Below are 24,340 nucleotides of genomic sequence, written 5' to 3'. Positions count from 1 at the left end.
GTGAGATAAATGGCTCTATATGAAAAACCTCCAATGGATAAATTAATTGAAGATTTGAAAATATTAAAGGAAAAGGTATATAAGGGTGGAGGAGAAGAGAAGATAAACTTCCAGCATGGTAAAGGTAAACTAACGGCAAGGGAAAGATTAAATCAGCTGTTCGATGAAGGAACGTTCAATGAAATATTGACTTTTGCCACTACTAGAGCAACTGAATTTGGGTTAGATAAGAATAGGTTTTACGGAGACGGAGTAATAGCTGGATGGGGAAAAATTGATGGTAGACAAGTTTTCGCCTATGCTCAAGACTTTACGGTACTCGGAGGAAGTCTAGGAGAAACACACGCAAATAAGATAGTTAGAGCTTATGAGCTAGCCATAAAAGTTGGTGCTCCAGTAATAGGAATAAACGATTCTGGTGGAGCAAGGATACAAGAGGGTGCACTATCGCTAGAAGGATATGGTGCAGTGTTCAAGATGAACGTAATGGCTTCTGGAGTAATTCCACAAATTACCATTATGGCAGGGCCAGCAGCTGGAGGTGCAGTCTACTCTCCTGCTCTTACTGACTTCCTAATAATGATAAAAGGAGACGCATATTACATGTTTGTAACCGGACCAGAGATTACTAAAGTATCAATAGGCGAAGAAGTGAGTTATCAAGATCTAGGTGGTGCAATAGTACACGCAACAAAATCTGGAGTAGTTCACTTTGTGGCTGAAAATGAACAAGATGCAATAAACATAACTAAGAGGTTACTGTCTTACTTGCCTTCAAATAATATGGAAGAACCTCCATATGTTGATACCGGTGATCCTGCTGATAGGGCAGTGCAGAGTGCTGAATCAATTGTACCTACAGACTCAGTAAAGCCATTTGACATAAGGGAATTAATATACAATATAGTTGACAATAGCGAATTCTTGGAAGTTCACAAATTATGGGCACAAAATATTACTGTGGGATTTGGAAGGATAAATGGAAACGTCGTGGGAATTGTCGCAAACAATTCAGCATATTATGGAGGAGCAATAGATATTGATGCTGCGGATAAGGCTGCTAGATTTATCAGATTCTGCGATGCGTTCAACATACCGTTAATAAGCTTAGTTGACACTCCAGGATATGTTCCAGGGACAGACCAAGAGTATAAAGGGATAATAAGGCATGGTGCTAAAATGTTATACGCATTCTCTGAGGCCACAGTACCAAAAATTACAGTTATTGTAAGAAGGTCTTACGGTGGTGCTCATATTGCAATGAGCATTAAAAGTTTAGGTGCTGATTTGGTTTACGCTTGGCCTTCTGCGGAGATAGCTGTAACTGGTCCAGAAGGTGCAGTTAGAATATTATATAGAAGGGAAATACAAAGTGCTCAAAATCCAGAGGAACTCTTGAAACAAAAAATTGCAGAGTATAAGAAATTGTTCGCTAATCCTTATTGGGCAGCCGAGAAAGGTTTAATAGATGACGTCATTGAGCCTAAGGACACCAGAAAGGTAATAGCTAGAGGATTAGAAATGTTAAGAAATAAGAGGGAATTCAGATACCCCAAGAAACATGGCAACATACCTCTCTGATCAAACCTTTTTTCTACAAATCAACTCTTCACAATTGTTAAGTTGTACCTCTTGACCCAAGGCTAAAAGGATTAGCCTAAGCCTCTTTAATGTATCACACTCATCCCTTACAATGAATATTTCTCCGTTTGGCAAATTAATGAAATCTATTAAGTAATCTTGCAGCCTCTTGGACAACTCTCTCACCTAGTTTTTGGCCTAACAAGTTCCTAACTTTATCTGGATTCATTACAACATCACCTAGTCCTTTAATTCCGTTATTGTACAATAATCTAGCTCTCTTCCTACCTACACCACCTATTTGAACTAATTCTAATAGCTCTTCCTTTACACCATCAGCTACTCTTAAGTTCAAGACCCTAAGTTTATCGCTGTGATCATCTAACCTTAACTCTTTAGATAAATGGTAAGCACTATAGGTTAACCAGTCCATAGTTTCAACGATATTTCTCAAATCTCCAGAACCTATGTTATATTTACCCAATATGGTATCTTCGTCAACTTCATCTATCCAATCCTTCATTATCAACGCCACTTTTAACGCATTTAAGTAAAGGGAATATTCGTCTTCCTCATAAGGTTCCTCTACTAACAGCTCACACTCTAGGTCTTCCAGCAATTCAATTAGCTCTTCTTCCTCATTCCTTCCAACTGATACTAATGGTCCATCTGGAGTAAACGCTAGTAAATGGAGGTAAGCTATTTCACACGAAGCCTTATGTCCCTCAAGCCCCTTTCTTATGATGTCAGCAGTAAATGGATTTATATATAGATCAGCAACCCTCTTTCCAAAATTAGTTAAAGTAAACGTATTATTTTCCTCTCTAATGAAAGAATGCTCTGATAGCCACCTTATGGCCCTATCAAAATAAACGTCAACTAGTGACTTTGCAAGCAGAGATTCATATACAAAGCCTTCCAACTGTTTTTCACTCAGACTACCTTCAGCAGAAAGTATGCCGAGTAAGAACGTGTAAAATGCCCTTTCACTACCCAGTTTAGATTCAATGGGTTCAACATCAGATAGTATGTATTTCTTAAATACTCGATCTACGTCTTCTTTATCCCTTACCACAATTATTGACTCGCCAATCTGATCAAAACCAGGTCTACCAGCTCTTCCACTCATTTGCTTATATTCCATAACTGGAATTTCATCATAATATCCAGCTATCTTCCTATTGAATCGATAAATATCTCCTATTATTACTGTTCTAGCAGGTAAATTTACGCCAGCTGCCAAGGTTGGAGTTGCTACGATCACTTTTATTTTTCTTTTCCGGAAACTCTCCTCTATTATATCCCTTAACGCCTTTGATAGTCCAGCGTGATGATACGCAACTCCCTTACTTATAAGAGATTTTAGTAGCTCTTTTTCATCACTTCCACCTTCCTCGATATCATCCAATTGTTTTAAAATCTCAGATATGGCTTTCTCATCTAAACTTACAAAATTCATGTAATTTGCAATCTTTAATGCTGTACTTTCTGCCATTTTCCTGGAATTCCTAAAAACTAAAACTTGCCCATTTTTGCTTAGACTATCTAGAGTATAAGCTATTATGGCGTCATCTCCGTGAACCTTCCTGGTAGTATTATCTCTGAAAAGTATAGTATATTCCTTCTTCTTCCTTTCTGGATACATAACACCTTCTATGAGGGGAACTGGTCTCCAATTAGTTGCCACTGGTTCTGCACCTAGCCATTTGGCTATTTGTTTGTAGTTACTTATTGTGGCACTCAATGCCAATAGATTCCTCCTTTTGGCCCTTATTGTGACGCTCTCAACCACTGGCCCCCTTTCAGGATCATTAAGGTAATGTAATTCGTCTAATACGAAATAATTAACCTCATTAAGCCAATCTGGCCTATGACGCCATAGGGAATCTAACTTCTCGTAAGTGGTGATTATAATATCGTAATTCTTCAACCAAGCATCATCTGTATCGTAATCACCAGAGGTCATAGCTACTTTAAAACCTATTGATTCCCAGTCCTTGAAAGTTAAATACTTTTCATTCGTAAGAGCCCTAAGTGGAGTCACATATATTGCTTTTCCTCCGTTTTTTAGAAGAAATGAAATTATTCCCATCTCTGCTATTAGTGTCTTCCCAGAACCGGTAGGTGAGGTTAATAGTAGTCTATTGCCATCTAATAGTCCTTTTTTTACCGCTTCAGTTTGAGGCGGGTTAAGTTTTTTTATACCCCTATTTTTTATTATATCAATAACGTTACTAGGTAATTTTAGGTCCTCTACTGACATCCACTCTAATTCTAAGCTCATAAACTTATTTTACTTCTCGCAAAAGGTTTTTAAGCACTATCACCCTACTTTCCATTAAGAAATACGTTGAAAATTTTTCATTGTAGTAGATAGAGTTATATAAGTATAGTGTTGGAAAACAAGACAAAATGTTTATGTACTTATATCATATACTATTTATGATTCATATGACGAGCTTGAAAAAGGTGGATGACCAAACATTTGAGTTAGAAATTACCGGGACAGTGACGATATCTTTTAAATTGGAGGACGAGTTTATAAGAAAAGTCGATAATATTGCAAGAGACTTAGGATATACTAACAGAAGCGATTTTATAAGAGATGCCATAATCTACTATTTAGGGTACCTAAAAAGAAATGGTAATCACAATAATAATCTCAACGCAGAACATTATTGAATATCTATTATTTATTGTAGGACTAATATCCAGTTACGTGATAGGAGCGAACAATAATGCAACGTCATTAGGTATATTGTTTGCAACTAATGCCATCAAAAGAAGATATGCTTACATATTAAATATGATATCTATTTTAGTAGGTGTAGTATTAGGTAGTTTAACTATGCTACATAGTGTTTATGGGGTAGTATATGGAAATAGTTTGTACGTGGCTATAGCTATTTTTACCGCATTATCCTCATCAATAATCACCTTTTATTATTTAAATAAATCAGGTATCCCTTCCTCTTTAAGCCAAACGTTTTATCCATCAATTGCGATACTAACCTTAATATCGCATGGATTTATAGAGTTAGACTGGATAAAATTCTGGGTGATAGTAAGCTCGTGGATTATCTCGCCATTAGTTGCAATTGGATTTTCCCTTCTATTATATTTAACGTTGAATAAGGTTATAAGTGCAGAGACTCGTATTATTAAACAGATTGCAATATATAGAAACCTTATACTATTCTCGTCAGCCTTTACATCATTTATAGTTGGAGCTAATGCGATAGGTATAATAGTATCTTCTGCACTACTCTCTGCTCCAGCATACCTTGTGATACCTCTTTATGGTATATCTGCAGCATTAGGAGTTTTGACTAGTCAAAGAATAGCAATAAGGGTAGGATTTCGTATAACTAAATTAGGATATTTAGGTGCGTCATCAGCATTAATAGGAAGTAATGTTATAAATGAAATTTTCACAATTCTAGGAATACCTCTATCGATAACTCAAACCATAGTTGGTGGTATAGTAGGGCTTAGTTTTAGAAGTTTTACATCTGATGTTAGAAAACAAGTAATGCAGATATTTAGGAGTTGGGCCACATCTCCAATTTTCGCTATAATACTTTCATTGGCAATATTTGGAGTAATAAAGAGTATATTAGGACTTTAATGTAGCGTAGAATATTTCCACACTTAATGTAGCATCTTCTAACGAATCCAATATATCGTCTATAAATATGATTACATCTTTCATTTGCAATATACTTATAATATCAATCTCTTTCTCTATCTCATAAAGCCTCTGCAGAAGAGTATCTTTAATATCATCCCCTTCTCTCTCCATTGCTTGTATTTCCCTACTTAGTTTTAATGAAACTTCAACATCTGATCCTAAATGCCTCGTTAATTCGTGGATCTTAAGTGATGCCTCATTGACCAATGCTAGATACGTAATTAGCATATCTGATAGAATTGTAATACATTTTACATCAACCTTCCTAGACCCCAAAGCCCTAGCCGCGTCTTTTACGGAACTCAAAGTATTAAAAAGGGCTTGAGCCAACATTACCATTGATTCCTTAAAGTCTGGTAAAAATGCCTCTCCATAAAGAGTTGAAAGTATTTCCTCACGTAACATTCCAGCTCTTTCGTGAATAGATTTAATTTTAATTAAATCTGCGGGAATTTGATCGTATTCCCCCTTTCTTACATGATCTACTTCATTTTGCAAAATCTTTACTGCTTCGCCTATTAGTTCTGCAGTAAAGGTAATTCTCTCAAATACCTCTTCTTCCTTATTATTTAGTCTTAATTTAAACATTCTAAAACAGTATAGTAGACAATTATATTTAAGTACTTTTCCACTTATAGCTCAGTCCATTTAATTTTACGACCATTCTTATACTGGATTTATATTTCCTTGCTTATGTTATTTCTCAATACCTTTAGAAAGTTCTTTTAACTTCCTTAAGGCTAATCGTTTATCACTATCTTCAAGCTTAGCTCTAGCTATAAAATCCTCTAAGGTATATATCACCTCCCAAGCAGCTTTCCTATTAACTGGATATGGAATACCATCTTTACCTCCAATAGCAAATGCGTACTTAAATGGATCATAAGGGTAATTCACTGGGTCTTTGTACGATGGTGGCTCATTATATATTAGATCAGCTATTAAGTATAATGCTCTAGCTGTGGAGGGACCTAAACCATTAATTAGTGCTTCCTCAAATGTAAGTGGGTTAGATTCATACATTTCCCTTAGTACTTGTTTGATTCTATTAACATCTACGGGCTTCATGTAAATTAATCTAGCCTCTTTGGATACGAACGCTATTGATCCTCCTTTTATCCACATGTCTAAAGTTGATTGACCTTTAAGCATAGCCATTGCTTGAGTATATAAGGAAACTATCTTATTGGGATTCTCCCTCAGCAAATCTAATATTAACTTCCTTGTCCTATCCTTATCTCTATCTATTACGTTAACTACAACGTTAGTCTTAATACCAGATATTGCAGTATGAGGTTCTACCACAAAATTATCAGCTTCTTTCCAATGATATCTCCTAGCGAACTTCGTTTCTAAATTCATACCCTGCTGGATTACGCTCCATTTTCCATCCTGGGTTACAAGCATGGAGTGATGATATAGTTGGTGCCCATCCTGAACTAAGGTTGAATCAACTTTTGCTACTATCTTACTTATATTTTTAATCTTATTCTTATCTATATCAAAAATTAGCATATCTACCTCTTCTGGAACCTTTAGAGCATTTTTACCTTTCCCTCCCAGCACAGCAAAACCGTGGACCTTAGGGTTTATAATATCCTTCAAAATACCTAATGTTACGGTTGTAGAGCCTGAAGAATCCCAATCCATTCCGATCGCATTATTGAAAGCTTGAAACCATAATGGATTTGAAAACCTTTCCACAACCTTCTGAGGACCTAATTCAAGAATCATTATTTCAACTATTGCCTTAGCTAATCTTTTCATAATGGGAACTAACCATGGAGGAACGTGACCAGTGTGAAGTGGTAAGTCAGCTATTCCCTCTACTTCCATATTTTATAAGTTCTGAAGAGAAGGTATATATGTGCTTATCATATCAACCTCAGACATACACTCACCTAGGTATTTAACCGAATTCTTCTTAGCCTTACGAGAACTTGGTAATATCAAGGCTGATTTAGCGTTATTAGCTGGAGATCTAGTTGAAAAAGGTGAGTATCTACATTTTACTCCCGTATATAACGCCCTAAAAAATAGAGTTAAGCAAATAGTCTCAATTTTCGGAAATGAAGATTTTATAGAGAATAGAAAATTCTATAGAGAAAATTATGGTGATATAATTTGGCTAGAGGATGAAAAAGTAGAAATTGAGATAGCGAATAGAAGACTTGTAATAATCGGTAGTGAAGGAGTTCTAGAAAAACCAACATTGTGGCAAACAAGTAACGGGATAACTGAAGACCTTTATATGAAAAGGTTGGAAAAAATCACCGAAATGACTTGTAATTCTAAAGCAGATATTAAAATTCTTTTAACTCATTACGCTAGTACCTTTGAAACAGTATTCGGTGAAAGAAAAAGTGTATATCCACACCTGGGATATAGAGTGTTAGAGGAGTTATCAACCAAGGGAAAAGATTGTTTACCCAATATAGCAATCCATGGCCATGCACATTATGCAAAAAGGACACTCTCAGTAGTGAAAAGTGTTAGAGTATACAATGTGGCATTACCAGCTAACAAGAGAATTATAACTATCCACACTCTTTAATAAGGTGGAGTACTACTCTTTTTACTCTCTTGATATGTTATGAAACCAACATCTGCTATGGTGTTTTGAACGACTTTAGTAACCCAATTTAGCATAGGACCTTTAATCCCAATCCTATTTAAAAACCTATATATTATGGGAACTTTTAGTTGAGCGCCCGCTGCTAAGGGATGTCCTCCTCCCCCTAATTTAACAGCAAATTGCCTAACATCGATCTCCTTACTTCTAAAAGAAATGCTCCTTCCATTTGCTGACGCAAAGACGGAAGCATTTGTCCTAGTCATCAAAAACTGGGAAGCGTAGCTTATATCCGGAGGGCCTTTCCACCTTACTGCTACAACGACTTTATGGCCGTCAATTTGTATTAACTTATAACTCTTCATTACTTTTTTATAGCCCTCTAACTCTCTGGAAACTACTTCCTCTAACATCTTATCAAACGTATCATTCCACAATATTCCGTTATAAAACATTTTTATTAGCTCATTTTTCCACGAGTAATCCTTGTTATTCTCAACTATTCTTCTCAATTTTTCTCCCATGGGATCATCATGAAGCCATATATCAACTGAACAATCTGCTGAAGCTAATCTCCTAGAAAAATCATCATTGGGATTCTTATATTTATATATAACTCCTGCACCACATGTCGAAGTATCATGATATACTGAAACGCCAATTTTTCTCAATTCCTCTTTCCATTCATCCTTCCAAACATGATGATCAAACCACTCCACGTTAGCACCTTGCTCGATGAGCTTTTTCAAATTCTTTATAATTTCATCAAAAGTACTAGCGTTTATTCCCAAATCCGCGATCATGACGTTATATACTCCTCTTAACTCCAATGAAGACAAAAGTGAATGTAATTTGTTTGGCTCTGTAAAAAATACATTTTTAGGTAATGATTTCACTGCTCTAGCGTAAACGGCCGCAGATGCTGTCCCATCAAAATCGTTATGTACTATCGCATAATATTCCAACTCTTTACCTACCTCTCAAACTTAATGCCGTCTGCAGTAGTTATTATACCCTTGTATAAAAAGTCTACTTGTCTTAAAGTAGCATAATAATCAAACTCCGTTATTGCAGATATTGAATCCTTTGGCATAATTACATTATACCATCTTAAAGCAGCACTACCAGCAGTGTGTAATACGCAAATATTTGCAACAGTCCCAGTAATTATGGTATTTTTGATATTCTTAACTCTAAGAATATAGTCCAATGAGGATTCAAAAAAGGCATCATATCTATACTTCTTAACTACGAAATCGCTCTTTTCTGGAGTCAATTCGTCAATTATTTCTGCACCCCAAGTTCCAGCCAATGCGTGCTCTCCCCATATTTTAAATTCTGGATCATCTTTCATGTGCCAATCTTGTGTATATATTACCAACGCATTGGAACTTCTTGCCTTATCGATTAATCTCTTTATAAATGGTATAGTAGCCTCTGCAGTAGGAACTGATAACTTACCGTTTTTCCTCACAAAGTCGTTTTGCATGTCTACAATTATTAATGCTGTATTAGTAGGATCTAATATTACCTCTTTATGTTCGGGAATAGATGGTACTTCAATTTTCATAATTAAATTTACTGCACGCGCACTTTTATTCCTTTTTTATCTTCTTAGTGAGCATATCAGCTATTTTTAGAACTTTAGGATAACCCCTCTTACCTAGTTCAATGCAATCTTGTAAGTCGACTTTATTTCCTGGACTATAAAAATATCTACCGAATTTAACCCCTACTTTCTCTCCATTTAGATATAAATAGGTAATGTCACTTTCATTAACCAAATCACCCGTAAGCCTAGATTTCGCTACCCCAATTGTTGGGAAGTCTAGGAGAACGCCTATAACTGCAGCAATTCCGCTTTTCCTAGGATGAGCTATCCCATGACCATCAACTAAAAGAAGTTGACAATCCAAACCCTCTATTGCTTTTATCATTAATGGAGCTTCCCTCATGAAAAGGAAACCCGGAATATATGGGAAATTCACTTCACCAACATAAGATTTGTAATTATACTCTCCACTATTAATATCCATACTTACACCTACTGAGAATCCTAGATTACCCTTATATGCAATATCAACCCCACAGATTTTCTTAACGTTCTCAATTCCGTAATGACTTATTTTAACGTTTTTAGAGATAAGGAATTGCAATTTCTCTAAGAATTCGAGTAGATGTTTTTCAACCAACTCTTTCTCATCCCTTCCACACGTAATAAGAACATCTCTTGCTCATATGTTTGTACTGCACCAGGTCTTACCAATCTAACTTCGTTAATAGCAGATTCCACATCTAATCCTTCAGTTAAAATTAGATAACTAGCTAAAATTGTACCAGTCCTTCCTATTCCACCTACACAATGAACTAGATTACCTTCTTTTTCACTTAACAGCCATCTCATAATTGTAAGAAATTGAGAATCCGATGGAACCCCCCCATCTGGAATTGGAATATGTAAGGGCTGAAGTCCATTTTTCTTAAGAATAGACAGATAATAATCCTTATCTCCCCAACTCTCTTCGATTTCCCAATCCTCTGGTAAAACTAATACTCTTTTCACTCCTTCTTTCCTCCATTCTAAAATCTCATTTTCGGTATATGGTAATCCAGAACCTCCTATGGCTTTCCTTCTAACCCAATACATTATTCATCACTTCCATATCAGAAGATCCGCTGAGCGTCACAGATCATTTTAAAATTCTCAAAGTCGATATTTAAGATTATGGTAAGTAGATTATCTACTGGAATATTGGAGTTTGACAAACTAATACAAGGTGGGATTCCTCAAGGATTTTTCATAGCGTTGACCGGAGAGCCTGGAACTGGAAAGACGATATTTTCGCTTCACTTCATTGCTAAGGGATTAAAGGACGGAGATCCTTGTATATACGTTACAACTGAGGAAAGTAGGGATTCAATAATAAGACAAGCTAAGCAGTTTAATTGGGATTTTGAGGTATATATAGAGAAGAAGTTGATAATAATAGATGCGCTAATGAAGGAAAAAGAGGACCAATGGTCTTTAGTGAACTTAACCCCTGAGGAATTGGTGAATAAGGTAATTGAGGCTAAACAAAAATTAGGTTATGGTAAAGCTAGATTGGTAATTGATTCAGTAAGTGCATTATTTTTGGATAAACCCGCAATGGCAAGGAAAATAAGCTACTATCTTAAGAGAGTCCTAAATAAATGGAATTTCACAATATATGCTACTTCACAATACGCAATAACCACATCACAAGCATTTGGATTTGGAGTAGAGCATGTGGCAGATGGGATAATCAGATTCAGAAGGATGATAAGGAATGGAGAACTACATAGGTACATATTAATTGAGAAAATGAGACAAACCGATCACGATAAGCATGTGTGGGAAATAGATATAGTTAATGGTAAAGGAATAGTCTTGAAGGGAAGATTAGAGGAAAGAAGGGAAGATTATACATTGCCAGAAAAGGTAAAGAGAAAGATCATTGAGAGTGGCAAAAAGACTGAGGAGGAATTGAAGTGAATCTATTTTCTACATACTCCTAAGAAGTTCTTAAATATCTCTATTCCTCTTTCTGTATGTTTAACTTCAGGGTGAAATTGCACACCAAATATTGAATTACTTGAGTTCGCCATTGCTTGGACTCTTGCATTTGCGCTACTAGCTAACACTCTGAATCCACTAGGCGGCTCAACCACCTCATCATTGTGACTTTCCCAGACGTTAAGTTGCTGTGAGAAACCTTTCAGAATAGTATCTTCGTCAAATATATTTATCCTAGTGAGTCCATATTCTGGATTTAGGGCTCTTCTTACAACCCCACCCAATACATAGGCAATTAGCTGATGACCTAGGCATATGCCTAACATTGGGACTTTCAGCTCTTTTATATAAAGGGGAGAATTTCCCATTTTTTGAATTTCCTCTGACACTGAGTAGGGGCCACCACTAAATATAACGCAATCGAATTTCTTAAGTTCCTCCACTGGCTTATATGGGGGAATTACCTCAATGTCCGCGCCCAAATACTTTACGTTCTTAAGTATTAGGTGATTATATTGTCCGCCATAATATACTAAACCTACTTTCACATCAGAATCTAAGTTTTTGGATATTTAAAAAATATTGATCAGACTTTTTGGCGACATCACTGGCTCAGAGCCGTCACCAGACATCATTTCAATAATAGATTCTCATACTCCTTTACAAACTTTACACTTCTCTTAACATCTGAGAATAGCTTTGAAGCTACCACTACATCTTCAACCTTTATAATATTCCTATTATTTCTTTGAGCAATTATAAGAGATGGTTCTAACAGTTGAACAGAGTATCTCAAACTATTTTCAACACCTATTTTAGTTAATTCCTCTAAAGCTTGAGGATCTAATTCAATTTCTAATTCATCAGCCCTAATTTTGATTATTTCTTTAATTTCATCAGCATTGTAAGGTCTAGTTGGTATTATCAACAGTCTATCCAATAGGTCAAGAGGAATCCCGTGAGGAGATTCTATATCAGTTCCTCTAATTTTAGTTAGCCCTCTGTTGGTTGCTAAGATCAGTATTGGTGCTAATTCTGACTCTAAGGCTCTAGTTAGGAAAGAAAATGCTTCTAAATCAAGCGTATGAGCATCATCAATGAATAGCACTCCAACTACTAATTCCGCCCTACCTTGGTTAATCCAATCCTTAACTAGTCTATCTACCTCTTTTCTAACGTCCTCATTTATTTCTCTTTCCGTAAAGAACGAGAAGATAGCTGTAACGGCTAGATTTCTAGCAGCTAAATTCAGGTCTAAATCGTTTAAGGTGAGTGTAGTTGTTATTTCCTTTTCTTTTCTCACCGGACCAGTAGGTATCTCTAGTACTTTCGTAGTCTCTATATCATAAGTTTTAGCACCTTCAAAACCCTTAGCCTTACCCTCAACTATAATTTGTCCAGTTTGAGCATCAATCATAATAACGTCGCCTTTCTTAACGCCTAAGGATACGAGTTGTTGTGCTATTTCCTCACCTACTGACAACGTCCTTTCATCGTCTTTAGTGGTTAAAGTTATTTGAGCCTCAACTGGAGCTTGGGAATAGGGATTTAATCTACTTCTAGCAACCTTAATCTTCCTATCCTTTACAACGCCTTCATACACCAGTCTCTTTTCCCTAATTCTGACACCTATTGATTTTCTTATCAATTGGGTTAGTATCTCAGTCTTCTTAAGTTCTGTAGAATATATTTCAGAAGCGTTAATTGCGGTAAATGGAGTATCTTCACCCAGCTCTCTGGCAATCGCTACGGCCAATGCAGTTTTTCCAGTGCCCGGAGGACCAACAAATAGTATCCCTTTTCCCGACATTTTTCCTTGTTTTATCAATTGTACAACTACTCCTGCAGCCTCTCGTGCCTCAGCTTGGCCAACTAGCCCATCTGCAATAAACTTAGCTTTACCATTATCATCTAAACCTAAACCTTTAATATGACTATGAATACTTGCTTTTTCACGTATGGGTTTCTTTAACTCGCGTATCTCTGACATCTCACAGTAATAATATATAATAAAGTTTTTGAGATTAACTCTAAATCTATGAGGCCTTGTATAGTGAGAAAGCTTGCGTATAAAATATTATGGTCAAAGGATTTCCGTTGCAATAGTTAAAAGCTTAGCCTTTTAAGGTGAAAGGGGTCGGAAGTCAAGCCACGTGAATTATGAAAGCTTTATTAATATAACACTATGTAAAGATAACATGTGATGAAGACCTTTGGGACTGACAAAGTGATTGAGTGGCGGCTGTCTGACATGGGTGATTTTAGTTGATACACCTAGCAGTTGGGAGATTTAACATTGATATTATAGTAAAATTGGATTCTATCCCACCCATAGACTCTAGTCACATGACAGATGTTCTTGAAATTATGCCAGGAGGGGCTGCAACAAACTATGCAGTGGCAGTGACTAAACTGGGTCACTCAGCTAAGCTACTAGCAAAGGTTGGGAAAAATGAAGTAGTTAGAAGTCTAATGGAGAAGGTAGTGGAATTAGGGGTAGGTCTAGAATACGTAGAAGAACTAAATGAGAAACCTAGCGCCACATTAATCTTCCTAAGAAACGATGGAACATTATCTATGGTAAGAAGACTTGGTGCATCAATATTGCTAACTAGAGAAGATGTTAAAAGGTGTTTTGGATTATTTGACGTTATTCACTTCGCCTCAGTATCACCGAATGTTGTTGTAAGAGACCCCTATGCAAAATTAGTAAGTTACGACCCAGGTCCACAAGTCAAAAATATAGAGTCGATTGACGTAGACATCTTATATGTTAATGAGAAAGAGTATGAAATGATAGAGGATAAGAACATAAAGGCCAGATTTATCGTAATTAAGATGGGCAAGAAAGGGGCAAAGATAATTACTGAGACAGAAGAGTGTACAGTAGAACCAATACAACTAGAAAAGATAGTTGATACTACCGGTGCTGGAGATACCTTTGATGCTGCATTTAATGTAACATATTCTGATGAAAAGGATATTATAAAGAGTCTACAAGTTGCTAGCGTTGCCTCAGGTCTTAAGGTTACGAGGATAGGAGGAATTTCTTCACCAACATTAGAAGAGGTAAGAGAGTATTTAAGGAAGAAGAAACCAAATGTTATATGTAAATGATCATTCTCTTCGTTGATTTTGACTACTTTTACGCTCAAGTTGAGGAAGTTTTAGATACATCCTTGAAAGGAAAGCCAGTGGTCGTTTGTGTATTTTCTGGTAGATTTGAGGATAGTGGGGCTGTGGCTACTGCGAACTACGAAGCCAGAAAATTTGGGATAAAAGCTGGAATACCAATAGTTGAGGCAAAGAAAATTTTGCCAAATGCAGTTTACTTGCCCATGAGAAAGGAAGTGTATCAACAAGTTTCCAATAGAATAATGAGGTTGCTACGGGAGTACTCTGAGAAGATCGAGATTGCGAGTATAGATGAGGCCTATCTCGATATCTCAGACAAGGTTAAGGATTATCAAGAGGCATATAATCTAGGGTTGGAGATTAAGAACAAAATACTCGAAAAAGAGAAAATTACAGTTACTGTTGGGATTTCCAAGAATAAGGTATTCGCAAAAATTGCTGCTGATATGGCAAAACCAAACGGGATAAAGGTTATTGATAATGATGAAGTTAAAAGGCTGATAAGAGAGCTAGATATAGGTGATGTACCAGGAGTTGGTAGTATTACTGCTGAGAAACTAAAGAAGTTAGGCGTCAACAAACTAGTTGACACGTTAAGAGTTGAATTTGGCGAACTAAAAAGAATAATTGGTGAGGCGAAAGCCAAATATCTGTACTCTTTGGCTAGAGATGAGTATAACGAACCTATAAGAGCTAGAGTACGGAAGAGTATTGGGAGAATAGTAACAATGAAGAGAAATAGCAGGGACTTGGAGGAAATAAAACCGTATTTATTTAGAGCAATAGAGGAGGCATATCATAAGTTAGATAAGAAGATTCCTAAAGCTATTCACGTAGTTGCAATAACGGAAGATTTAGATATCGTAAGTAGAGGAAGAACTTTTACCCATGGAATAAGTAAGGAGACAGCTTATAAGGAAGCAGTAAAATTACTGCAAAAAATATTGGAAGAGGATGAGAGAAAAATAAGGAGAATTGGAGTGAGGTTTAGTAAATTCATTGAGGCAATAGGGTTAGATAGATTCTTCAATACTTAAACTTACTAAACCCTTTAACTTTCCTATATCTATTTCCTTATGAACTGACAAATAGTTATAAAACCCCTTTATTCCCCTCTTAGAAACATCAGGCTTCTCAAGTATTTCAATATCAAAATATAATGGAACTTTAAACATTCTAGCTATTCTATCCAGCTTCAATACACTTTGTATTTTTTTGAAATCATCTTCTATTCCTATGGCATCTACAAATGTCTTTTTACCTTTTATGAAATTAATTTGATCTTGTCTTATTATCCCATACTTATCTACTATAACAACTAATCTAGCTTGTCTTCCTCCTTCAACATCTTCATAAAAATTAAGACATTCTATAAAATATTCATTTTCCGCTAAAGGTATTACCGCCAACTCCTCTTCTCCAACAACCTTCGCAAGAGACTTTAATTTGACCTTCAAGATAATTCACCTAATGATTGAAATAGATGGATCCTTTGGTGAAGGAGGAGGGCAAATTCTGAGAACGTCTTTAACGCTATCTGTCATAACTGGTAAACCATTTAGAATATTTAATATAAGAGCTAATAGACCTAATCCCGGATTACAAAGGCAACATCTATGGGCAGTAAAAGCTATGAAGATGATATCAAATGCTGAAACAAAGGGGGATGAAGTAGGATCCAAAGAACTGATATTTGTGCCTCATGAAATCAAGGGAAATACCAATATAGATATAGACGTTGGTACAGCTGGAAGTGTAACTCTAATAATACAAACTGTCCTACCGGCCATAATTAACAAGAACGTGAAAATTAGAATTAAAGGTGGTACTGATGTCCCGAAATCTCCTACCATTGACTACATTAGACTTGTATATTTAGAAATTTTAAGAAAAATAGGGATTGAAGCAAAGTTGAACTTGATAAAAAGAGGCCACTATCCAGAAGGTGGAGGAGAAGTGATAATTGAAAATGCCAATGGAAACCCATCCGCCTTTAGTTTACTAGAGCTAGGTAAATTAACAATAATAAAGGGAATTTCACATGTTTCATCTTTACCAGCCCATATCGCAGAGAGACAGATGAATTCAGCTAGGGAAATCCTATCTAAACTTGGAGTTCCAATTGAAATAGAAACTGACGTAAGACAAGGTGAAGTAAGTAAAGGTAGTGGTATTGCATTGGCTGCCATAGGGGAGAAGAGTATTATTGGAGCTGATTCGCTGGGAGAGAGAGGTAAAAGAGCTGAAATAGTTGGAGAAGAGGCTGCGAGGATACTTATTGATAATCTTAACACTAAGGCCTCTGTGGATATACACATGAGCGATATGCTCATGATATTTGCATCACTTTACGGTGGGGAATATATTGGTGCGGAATTGACATCTCACGCCTATACGAATATGGAGATTATAAAGAAGTTTCTAGATATTAAAATCGACGTTAGCGGTAAGAGACCATTTAGGTTTAAAGCTAAAATCTTTTAAAGGAACTACGTTATTTAATTTTGGGGACTCCTATGGAGTTCCCTAAAGCTTTAATAAAAAGACCAAATTATAATTTCGAATACCCTCATAAAAGAAAGGATAAAAGAATAGGTAGAGGATTTAGTATAGGAGAACTAGAAAAAGTTGGATTAAATATAAATATCGCTAGAAAACTGGGGATAATAGTAGATATAAGAAGAAAATCAGTTCATGAAGAAAATGTAGAAGTACTAAAGAAGTTTTTAGAGCAACTTTCGACTCAAAAATCTTAAGGAGGCACTATGACCGCACGACCTATCACTTTGCCCTCTCTTAAATCCTTAACCGCCTTGTTGATATCCCTTAATCTGTACGTATTTATTATAGGTCTAATTTTTCCCTCATTATATATTTTATAAACACTTATCAAATCATCAAAGCTGCCGTATAATATACCCCTTACTTTTAACCCCTTTAATACTAGTAACTGCTCCGGAACAGTTAGAGTACCACCAAATTCTCCGACAATTCTTAGCTCTCCTTCCCTATTTAGCAACCACATGGAATCAGAAAGTGTGTAATCACTGCCCACGTAATCTATGATGTAATCAAACTTAGACTCCTTAATCTCACTAGCTATCGTACTGCCATTCTGTATATCAATCGCCTCATCAGCTCCTATTTCCTTAGCCTTACTAAGCTTATTTTTATTATGCCCAATAACGGTAATTCTAGCTCCTTTTAGTTTTAAAATTTGTAATGCCACTAGTGCGACAGCCCCAGTTCCTATAATCAATACATTATCCCCCTCACCTATGCCCTTGGTTGAGCTATAAGCTGTGATTCCGGCATCTGCTAGGGGTGCTAACTCAACGGGATTACCATCTACTCTTAAGAGAATATTATCAGTAGGAACACTCACATATTCCGCGAAACCACCATCAATATTAAGCCCAACAATTTTCACTTTTTCGCAGTATTGATACTTTCTGGACGCACAATACTTACATTTTCCGCAACCAATACTGTTATAAACTAGTACCTTTTCCCCTTCCTTAAAATTGTCATTACCTTTGATAACCTCACCGAGAATTTCGTGTCCCAATATTTTCGGCAATTCAATCTTAATTTCGTATTTCCAATCGCCATTCATTACATGCAAGTCCCCATGACAAAGCCCAGTAGCTAGAACTTTTAGAATAATTCCATTAGAAGGCTCTCTTACATCTTCGAGACTTAATTCCTCACCGAAACTTCTTAGAATAGCAGCTAGCATTTACCATCCTGCCTTTAAATAGTACTCTTTTTCCCATTCAGTTATTTCTGATTCGTATTCTTCTATCTCTATATTTTTGATATTAATATAAGTAGTGATTAAATCTTGGCCCAAATTATACTTCATATATGTATCATTCTCCAATCTACCTAACGATTCCTTTAGGGTCTGTGGTAAGGTTCCGTAATATTCATTTATATTAACCATAAGATTTCTTTCAATACCATCTAAGCCTGCATATATTATGCTGGCTAATAGAATATACGGGTTCGCTAATGGATCTGCTAATCTGAATTCTACTTGACGAGTATCCTTATAATAACTTGGAATTCTGACTATGTAATGTCTTTCAGTGCCTATCCCCGGCATATTTGGAGTCACTACTTCCTTAAATCTCTTATATGAATTGACAGTCGGTGCAGCGATAGATAATATTGAAGAGAGATGCTCTAATATTCCAGAAATGAAATTGTATGCAATCTTGCTAAGACCAATTCCCTTGGCGTCATTGGGATCGTACATAATGTCTTTTCCATCCGTTGTTTGCAAGCTTAATGTAATGTCCATACTACTACTAGGGTAGTCTTTAAATGGTTTCGGCATAAAAGTAGCAATTACATTATTCATTTTTGCAGTATCTCTTATCACTTCCCTACTGGAAATCAGGGAGTCTGCAGCTTCTAAAACAGGTTTTTGAGAAAGCTTAACCTCGTATTGACCTGGGCCATAATGTTTATTAATAGTTTCAACTTGTATATCAATCTCTTCCAAATATTTTATAAGTAATTTTAGAAAGTTTTGTTGTTCTAATAATCCCTCCAACGAGAAGGCTTTGGAATAATCTGCTGGATCTAGGGAAGAATTTAAGAGATAAAATGTTGGTTCAAACGAAACCCGTAGGGTATATCCTGCTTCCTTTAACTTCTCTATTGCCTTATTGAGTATAGATCTACTACAATATGGATATGATAAACCCTCGGGTTGGACTAGAAATGAGAGTACTCTAGCAGTTCTTTCTAAATACGGTATTGCAACGAAGGTGTTAAGATCGGGGATAGCAATAATATCCTCATACTTCGACTTTATCGGCCTATCCTTGTAGTCCATCAATGCCAATGATTCTGGATAGTCAACTCCTTTGTTGCTATTTATCACGTTTTCAAATTCCGCTCTCCTTAGAGACCTACCTTTAGTATTCCCTAGTATATCTACAAATTCTACTCTCACATAATCTATTTTTCCAGATTTTAAAGCATCAAATATATTCTCTTTAGACACTTTTATCTCATCAACTATTCGTAGAATTATTTAATAAATATTAACATGAAAGCTTAAGCATTTATTATGATTTTTATGTAGTTAAGCCATAGGATTCACCAGTGGGGTGTTGTTAAGTTGGTTGAGTTGCTTAAGGCTCACCCACTCAATGTTGAGGAGATCTCTGAGGCGTATACTTCGTCTGTTAACCTGTTTAACGGCAAGAAACTGAAGAAGGACAAGCGGATTGTGGAGAAGGTCGACAAGGTGTTTAACCCCTACTTGATAACGGGCTCTGCTCACGAGAGTGGGGGTATTAGAGTAGTCAGAATGACTGCTAGGTATTTTAGATAGGGAGTGTTTTGTTGGAGAGGAATTCGATTGCTCCTCCTAACATTATGAGAAAGGCGGATGGGAGGGTAGGCACCACATGCTCCGTCTCTGACAGACCTGGGTTTGCAACCGTAGGAGTGACGTTTCCCTCGACTAGCCCCAATGATTCAAGGGTGAAAGTGTATGATCCCCTAAGAGGGGCGCCGTGGCGGAATTAGAAGTAATTAAAAGTAAGGATAAGTTACGCCATGGGTAAACACTTAATCATTCTTTAATATAAGATAAATTGGAATGTTACGCTATCACTTAGGATGAGGAGAATGTCAAAACGATAAGATGTACGAGATCTTATTGGATAGCAGAAGTTGTTTTATCTAATCAAAATCTATCTTGTTGAAGCTCTTAGGAGATAATAAGAAATTTATAAGTATTATTATTATTTAGGTTGTGGAGTGTAAAAAAGCTAGGGCATATTCGAGTTCAGCTAACTTAGGTTCCGGCTTTGATATATTATCGATGGCACATACTGCGTTTTTTGACACTGTTGAAATTTGCGTTGAGAATAAGAATTCAGGGGATATCGTAATTGAAAGTAATTCAAACATTCCACTAGAGCCAACTAAGAACTCGGCTACTTATCCAATAGTTAGGATCATGGAGGAAAGAGGGATAAAGGCTAGTCTTAGAGTTAAAGTGATAAAGGGTATTCCCGAGGGTTTAGGATTAGGGAGTAGCGGAGCTTCTGCAGCAGCAGCTGTTATGGCGTTTAATAATTTATTTAAACTTAACTTATCCAAGGAAGAAGTAGTTAGGTATGCCATGTACGGGGAGATCGCTTCTTCTGGGTCTCCTCATCCAGATAATGTCGCCGCTAGTGTTTTTGGCGGAGTTGTCTCCGTAGTTTCCGTTAATCCAGTTAAGGTTATTGAAATTCCTTTAAATTACTCATTTAATATTTTGCTTTTCGTCCCATTAAATGTACATATTGAAGAGAAAACTAAGAAGGCCAGAGAAATGGTACCTAAAACAGTTAAACTTTCTGAGTATATAAATAATTCAAGATATATGTCCTCTTTGCTGATTGGCTTCGTTAAAGGAGAGAGGGATCTGATAAGATTAGGTTTAAATGACGAAATTGTGGAGAAAGCTCGACTTCCCTTATTCCCATACTATCCTAAAATTAAACAAATCGCGATAAAATACGACGCAATAGGATCTTGTGTAAGTGGCGCGGGTCCTTCAATCTTAGTTTTGACCGATAAAATGACCGATGAAAATAAAATTGCAGAAGAGGGTACTAAAACTTGTAATGAATTTAATGTTGAATGTAAAGTTATCAAAGCCAAAATTGCTGGAGGTGTAGAGGTTGAAAGACGCAACTAGAACAGTAAGGGAAGATATAGATGAAGCGACTGGTGCTATTACTACTCCAATATATCAGACAACTGCCTATCATTATCCTGAAGGAGAGAAATACAGATATTCTAGGGAGGCAAATCCCACTGTTCTAGAACTCACTAAGAAAATCGTAGAACTTGAGAACGCTGAGATGGGTGTTGCGTTTTCTTCGGGGATGGGTGCTATATCCACATCTGCCTTAGCATTATTAAAGCCTGGCAATAGTGTTTTGGTTCATCGTGATATGTTTGGTAGGTCTTATCGTTTCTTTACTGATTATCTTAAAAACTGGGGTATTGATGTAGATGCATCAAACCCTGGTAGTAATAATATAATAGAGAAAGCGAAGTCTAAGAGGTACGATGTAATATTTGTAGAGAATATTACGAACCCATTATTAAGGGTTGTCGATATTAGTGAATTATCCAAGGTTGCAAAAGAAAGAGGAAGTATATTAATTGTGGATGCGACTTTTTCCACTCCAATAAATCAAAAGCCCTTAGAGTTGGGTGCTGATATAGTGGTTCATAGCGCATCGAAGTTTTTGGCTGGCCATAATGATGTAATAGCAGGATTAGCTGCTGGTTATGGTAAGTACTTAAATGTTATAGACCAAATGAGAAGAACATTAGGTACTTCCTTAGATCCCCATGCGGCATATCTGACTTTAAGGGGTATTAAGACTCTTAAAATAAGGATGGATGTTATTAATAGGAATGCGGAGCAAATAGCTGAATTTTTAGAAGGACATCCTAAAGTTATAAAGGTGTATTACCCTGGTCTTAAATCTCACGTAGATTATGAAATAGCTAGAAAGGTCCTCAAGGGATTTGGAGGCGTTTTAAGTTTTGAAGTAAATGGAGGTCAAGAAAATGCATTGAAAGTAATGAAATCACTTAAGTTAATAATTCCTGCACAAACGCTTGGTGGAGTGAATTCCGTTATATCGCACCCAGCTACCATGTCTCATAGGACACTGAGTTTAGAAGAGAGGAAGATAGTTGGGATAACAGATAGTCTTCTCAGACTATCTGTTGGAATAGAAGATGTAAATGACTTGATAGAGGATTTAGATAGAGCATTAGGCACTTTATATTAGATTATTGTTCTTATTTCATGTCTTAATTCTTCCTCTAGCATTTCTCTTATCTCTCTCCTATGGACTCTGCTTAAGTGTAAATAAAGTCCTTTTTTCGTGAAGGGTCCTCTGTTACATAATTTGCAATATAACAAATTGTTATTTTCATAAACTAACCAAAAAGATACTTTATCTATAACATTTAAGGCTAACTTCTTTGACGAAATTCCGACTAATTTAATTATCTCATCATCTTTGACCACCATTTTGCACGCTTTCTTAACACTAGGGTCGATTAATTTTTCCGCGATTATTGTAATTCCGCTGTCCATTTTTCATCCCATACTGATGCAATACCTATCGATATTGTGGCCAATGCTATTAGCCTATTGGCTCTTTTCTCCACGTTAGTGAAATTAAAGAATTGTCTTACGTCATTTATATCTATTCCTAACACCCTAAGAACTTTTTCCACCCTAACTTCCAACTCTAATATTTCAGTTTCTAATGTGCCAATATCTAGTTTTCTCTTAAAGTCTATGATGAAATCTAATATATCTCCTAATTCATTTTCACTTATTTCATCAAAGATCTTTGTTATTTTCCTTCTAACCTTAGAACCTATCACTTCTGCCATTCCCGGAGAATAGTCAATTGGTGATAATTTAGAAATCCAAAGATCGACGTATTTCATTATGGTATTTCTCACTTCCTCGCTCTCCCCTTCCAATTCGATTACTATGGATGCAGCTGCCAGTATGTGAGCCAATGCCTCTCCTACTCTTAACTCCTCCTCATAAGTCGTAAACATGTCCATTGATACGTTTTTACTATCAATTTCCGTGCTCAAGATATATTCCCTATCAATTCTGCTTGGTGGATGAAAATATGAGAGAGAGATCAGATAATACTAAATCGCCGGATGGTATGACGTTGTAGTGGTATTATTAGGATAACTTAAAGTATAAAGTAGGAAAAGGTTTAAATATGAAAGCATTTGTTTTCGGGATAGGCGGTGGAGGCGACATAGTATCTGCGATAGTGGCATATAGTTACTTGAGAAAGTTAGGCTATAACGTTTTGCTAGGTGCAGTGGTTTGGGAGAGATATGTAGAAGATCCCATACCGGGACCCATATGCTTTGACGATTTAAGAAACGCTATTCTAGTAAACCAAGGTTTATACAAGGTTAATAAAGATACTTATGCGATCAGAGGCAGTAGGCAAGTAGTACCTCAATTAGTAAGGGTCATTAGGTCATTAGAGTTGGATGGAGCTTACGGAATTTGCAATAAAAGTGGAGCCATGGGTCTTTATTCATCATTAAAGGAATTTGTAAATAGAGAGAAAATTGATCTAATAGTTGGAGTAGATGCAGGAGGCGACGTATTAGCTAAGGGTTGTGAGGAAACCTTGGGTAGTCCACTCATTGATTTTATCTCTTTAGCCTCTCTTGTCAAGCTAGAGGAAGATGGATATAATGTTATGTTAGGAGTTATAGGTAGTGGCAGTGATGGAGAATTACAATACGATTACTTTCTTAAGCGAATCAGTGAAATAGCTTCGTTGAACGGTTTACTGGATATTAAAGGTTATGATAGGGAAACAGCAAGTCGAGTAGAGAGAGTCCTAAATGAAGTTAATACTGAAGCATCAAAGATACCTTTTGAAGCATTTAAGGGGTTGTATGGAGACATACCCATTAGAAATGGTACAAGAAATGTTTTCGTTACTCCAGTCTCAGCTATTATGTTCTTTCTTGATCCCATTAAGGTAGCCGAGACTAGTCCTCTTTATAGCTTAGTTAAGGATTCCTCTTCAATCGATGACGCTAACAAGAATCTTAATGAAGTTGGTATATATACTGAATATAACTTTGAAATAGATTTGTATTGTCAATTTGGTTTAAATGCTTCCCATGCTTCTGCATATGACGTAAGCAAAATTAGGGCAGAAGGTAGGAGGAAATTAGGAGGCGTTAAAATAAAGTGCTAGATTTTTATTATTGCATATTTATATTG

At 36.3% G+C, this 24,340-nt stretch carries 27 protein-coding genes and 1 pseudogene; 13 read left to right on the top strand and 15 right to left on the bottom strand.

Features of this window, described 5'->3' with window-relative positions; genetic code table 11:
- Positions 1–9: 9 nt before the first annotated feature.
- Positions 10–1,581, top strand: coding sequence for an acyl-CoA carboxylase subunit beta (locus J5U23_RS06375; protein ID WP_218261433.1), 1,572 nt, complete (start codon positions 10–12; stop codon positions 1,579–1,581).
- Here J5U23_RS06375 and J5U23_RS06370 read toward each other — a convergent pair whose 3' ends face one another.
- Both J5U23_RS06370 and hel308 read right to left on the bottom strand, forming a co-directional pair.
- On the bottom strand, positions 1,582–1,767 hold the full coding sequence (locus tag J5U23_RS06370; protein ID WP_240780991.1) for a hypothetical protein: 186 nt from the start codon (positions 1,765–1,767) through the stop codon (positions 1,582–1,584).
- On the bottom strand, positions 1,718–3,865 hold the full coding sequence (hel308, locus tag J5U23_RS06365; protein WP_218259971.1) for an ATP-dependent DNA helicase Hel308: 2,148 nt from the start codon (positions 3,863–3,865) through the stop codon (positions 1,718–1,720). The genes J5U23_RS06370 and hel308 overlap by 50 nt, the downstream gene beginning before the upstream one ends.
- 128 nt (positions 3,866–3,993) lie before the next feature.
- Here hel308 and J5U23_RS06360 point away from each other — a divergent pair, with 128 nt between their 5' ends.
- Both J5U23_RS06360 and J5U23_RS06355 read left to right on the top strand, forming a co-directional pair.
- A complete protein-coding gene (locus J5U23_RS06360; protein WP_218267293.1) occupies positions 3,994–4,263 on the top strand; it encodes a ribbon-helix-helix domain-containing protein in 270 nt (89 codons plus the stop codon).
- Positions 4,223–5,209: an inorganic phosphate transporter gene (locus tag J5U23_RS06355; RefSeq protein WP_218259969.1), complete on the top strand. Its 987-nt coding sequence runs from the start codon at positions 4,223–4,225 to the stop codon at positions 5,207–5,209. Before J5U23_RS06360 ends, J5U23_RS06355 begins: the two co-directional genes overlap by 41 nt.
- Here the strand turns inward: J5U23_RS06355 and J5U23_RS06350 are convergent.
- Together J5U23_RS06350 and J5U23_RS06345 are read right to left on the bottom strand one after the other, a co-directional pair.
- Entirely contained in the window at positions 5,198–5,860 is a 663-nt protein-coding gene (locus J5U23_RS06350) for a DUF47 domain-containing protein (RefSeq protein ID WP_218259968.1), read from the bottom strand. The genes J5U23_RS06355 and J5U23_RS06350 overlap by 12 nt on opposite strands.
- A gap of 108 nt (positions 5,861–5,968) precedes the next feature.
- Positions 5,969–7,108 carry a DUF763 domain-containing protein gene (locus J5U23_RS06345; protein ID WP_218267292.1) on the bottom strand — a complete coding sequence of 380 codons (1,140 nt, stop codon included), beginning with the start codon at positions 7,106–7,108 and terminating at the stop codon, positions 5,969–5,971.
- Positions 7,109–7,139: 31 nt separating this feature from the next.
- Here J5U23_RS06345 and J5U23_RS06340 point away from each other — a divergent pair, with 31 nt between their 5' ends.
- Positions 7,140–7,826, top strand: coding sequence for a metallophosphoesterase family protein (locus J5U23_RS06340; RefSeq protein WP_218259966.1), 687 nt, complete (start codon positions 7,140–7,142; stop codon positions 7,824–7,826).
- On the opposite strand, the gene J5U23_RS06335 is transcribed toward J5U23_RS06340, so the two are convergent.
- The 4 genes from J5U23_RS06335 to J5U23_RS06320 are packed head-to-tail and all read right to left on the bottom strand — an operon-like array spanning position 7,823 to position 10,491.
- Complete coding sequence (locus tag J5U23_RS06335; RefSeq protein ID WP_218267291.1) at positions 7,823–8,809, bottom strand: DHH family phosphoesterase; 987 nt, start codon at positions 8,807–8,809, stop codon at positions 7,823–7,825. The genes J5U23_RS06340 and J5U23_RS06335 overlap by 4 nt on opposite strands.
- 8 nt (positions 8,810–8,817) lie before the next feature.
- Positions 8,818–9,414 (bottom strand): cysteine hydrolase family protein, encoded by a 597-nt coding sequence (locus J5U23_RS06330; RefSeq protein ID WP_218267290.1) that lies wholly within the window; start codon positions 9,412–9,414, stop codon positions 8,818–8,820.
- A 25-nt stretch (positions 9,415–9,439) separates the two neighbouring features.
- Positions 9,440–10,036: an endonuclease V gene (locus tag J5U23_RS06325; protein WP_218259963.1), complete on the bottom strand. Its 597-nt coding sequence runs from the start codon at positions 10,034–10,036 to the stop codon at positions 9,440–9,442.
- A complete protein-coding gene (locus J5U23_RS06320; protein WP_218259962.1) occupies positions 10,006–10,491 on the bottom strand; it encodes a cyclin-dependent kinase inhibitor 3 family protein in 486 nt (161 codons plus the stop codon). Before J5U23_RS06320 ends, J5U23_RS06325 begins: the two co-directional genes overlap by 31 nt.
- 45 nt (positions 10,492–10,536) lie before the next feature.
- Between J5U23_RS06320 and J5U23_RS06315 the strand changes: the two genes are divergently transcribed.
- Positions 10,537–11,358 (top strand): KaiC domain-containing protein, encoded by an 822-nt coding sequence (locus J5U23_RS06315; RefSeq protein ID WP_280638411.1) that lies wholly within the window; start codon positions 10,537–10,539, stop codon positions 11,356–11,358.
- A 2-nt stretch (positions 11,359–11,360) separates the two neighbouring features.
- Here the strand turns inward: J5U23_RS06315 and J5U23_RS06310 are convergent, their stop codons facing one another.
- Both J5U23_RS06310 and J5U23_RS06305 read right to left on the bottom strand, forming a co-directional pair.
- Positions 11,361–11,927 (bottom strand): GMP synthase subunit A, encoded by a 567-nt coding sequence (locus tag J5U23_RS06310; protein WP_218259960.1) that lies wholly within the window; start codon positions 11,925–11,927, stop codon positions 11,361–11,363.
- A gap of 83 nt (positions 11,928–12,010) precedes the next feature.
- On the bottom strand, positions 12,011–13,369 hold the full coding sequence (locus tag J5U23_RS06305) for a RuvB-like helicase (protein ID WP_218267288.1): 1,359 nt from the start codon (positions 13,367–13,369) through the stop codon (positions 12,011–12,013).
- Between the two features lie 275 nt (positions 13,370–13,644).
- Between J5U23_RS06305 and J5U23_RS06300 the strand changes: the two genes are divergently transcribed.
- Together J5U23_RS06300 and J5U23_RS06295 are read left to right on the top strand one after the other, a co-directional pair.
- Positions 13,645–14,496: a carbohydrate kinase family protein gene (locus J5U23_RS06300; protein WP_218259958.1), complete on the top strand. Its 852-nt coding sequence runs from the start codon at positions 13,645–13,647 to the stop codon at positions 14,494–14,496.
- Positions 14,493–15,551 carry a DNA polymerase IV gene (locus J5U23_RS06295; RefSeq protein WP_218259957.1) on the top strand — a complete coding sequence of 353 codons (1,059 nt, stop codon included), beginning with the start codon at positions 14,493–14,495 and terminating at the stop codon, positions 15,549–15,551. The genes J5U23_RS06300 and J5U23_RS06295 overlap by 4 nt, the downstream gene beginning before the upstream one ends.
- Here the strand turns inward: J5U23_RS06295 and J5U23_RS06290 are convergent.
- Positions 15,528–15,971, bottom strand: a complete 444-nt coding sequence (locus J5U23_RS06290) for a hypothetical protein (protein WP_218259956.1) — start codon at positions 15,969–15,971, stop codon at positions 15,528–15,530. The two genes, J5U23_RS06295 and J5U23_RS06290, sit on opposite strands and share 24 nt — an antisense overlap.
- Positions 15,972–15,984: 13 nt before the next feature.
- Between J5U23_RS06290 and rtcA the strand changes: the two genes are divergently transcribed.
- On the top strand, positions 15,985–16,998 hold the full coding sequence (gene rtcA, locus J5U23_RS06285) for an RNA 3'-terminal phosphate cyclase (RefSeq protein ID WP_218259955.1): 1,014 nt from the start codon (positions 15,985–15,987) through the stop codon (positions 16,996–16,998).
- Between the two features lie 32 nt (positions 16,999–17,030).
- Positions 17,031–17,270 (top strand): 50S ribosomal protein L13e, encoded by a 240-nt coding sequence (locus tag J5U23_RS06280; RefSeq protein ID WP_218259954.1) that lies wholly within the window; start codon positions 17,031–17,033, stop codon positions 17,268–17,270.
- Here J5U23_RS06280 and J5U23_RS06275 read toward each other — a convergent pair.
- Positions 17,267–18,253 carry an alcohol dehydrogenase catalytic domain-containing protein gene (locus tag J5U23_RS06275; protein ID WP_218259953.1) on the bottom strand — a complete coding sequence of 329 codons (987 nt, stop codon included), beginning with the start codon at positions 18,251–18,253 and terminating at the stop codon, positions 17,267–17,269. The two genes, J5U23_RS06280 and J5U23_RS06275, sit on opposite strands and share 4 nt — an antisense overlap.
- Positions 18,254–19,531 (bottom strand): glutamine synthetase family protein, encoded by a 1,278-nt coding sequence (locus tag J5U23_RS06270; RefSeq protein ID WP_218259952.1) that lies wholly within the window; start codon positions 19,529–19,531, stop codon positions 18,254–18,256.
- An 81-nt stretch (positions 19,532–19,612) separates the two neighbouring features.
- Here J5U23_RS06270 and J5U23_RS16070 point away from each other — a divergent pair.
- From J5U23_RS16070 to J5U23_RS06255, 3 genes and pseudogenes are all read left to right on the top strand, one after another.
- Positions 19,613–20,099, top strand: a pseudogene (locus tag J5U23_RS16070) (IS200/IS605 family accessory protein TnpB-related protein); the annotation flags it as partial.
- A 191-nt stretch (positions 20,100–20,290) separates the two neighbouring features.
- Entirely contained in the window at positions 20,291–21,226 is a 936-nt protein-coding gene (locus J5U23_RS06260; RefSeq protein WP_218267287.1) for a homoserine kinase, read from the top strand.
- Complete coding sequence (locus tag J5U23_RS06255; protein ID WP_218259950.1) at positions 21,210–22,340, top strand: aminotransferase class I/II-fold pyridoxal phosphate-dependent enzyme; 1,131 nt, start codon at positions 21,210–21,212, stop codon at positions 22,338–22,340. The genes J5U23_RS06260 and J5U23_RS06255 overlap by 17 nt, the downstream gene beginning before the upstream one ends.
- On the opposite strand, the gene J5U23_RS06250 is transcribed toward J5U23_RS06255, so the two are convergent.
- Positions 22,337–22,651: a hypothetical protein gene (locus J5U23_RS06250; RefSeq protein WP_012710344.1), complete on the bottom strand. Its 315-nt coding sequence runs from the start codon at positions 22,649–22,651 to the stop codon at positions 22,337–22,339. The genes J5U23_RS06255 and J5U23_RS06250 overlap by 4 nt on opposite strands.
- On the bottom strand, positions 22,630–23,169 hold the full coding sequence (locus J5U23_RS06245; protein ID WP_218259949.1) for a hypothetical protein: 540 nt from the start codon (positions 23,167–23,169) through the stop codon (positions 22,630–22,632). The genes J5U23_RS06250 and J5U23_RS06245 overlap by 22 nt, the downstream gene beginning before the upstream one ends.
- 137 nt (positions 23,170–23,306) lie before the next feature.
- Between J5U23_RS06245 and J5U23_RS06240 the strand changes: the two genes are divergently transcribed.
- Positions 23,307–24,314: a DUF1152 domain-containing protein gene (locus tag J5U23_RS06240; protein ID WP_218267286.1), complete on the top strand. Its 1,008-nt coding sequence runs from the start codon at positions 23,307–23,309 to the stop codon at positions 24,312–24,314.
- Positions 24,315–24,340: the final 26 nt, after the last annotated feature.

Source organism: Saccharolobus shibatae B12, from assembly GCF_019175345.1.
GTDB classification, from domain to species: domain Archaea; phylum Thermoproteota; class Thermoprotei_A; order Sulfolobales; family Sulfolobaceae; genus Saccharolobus; species Saccharolobus shibatae.
This window is presented reverse-complemented; position numbering and strand designations above follow the sequence as displayed.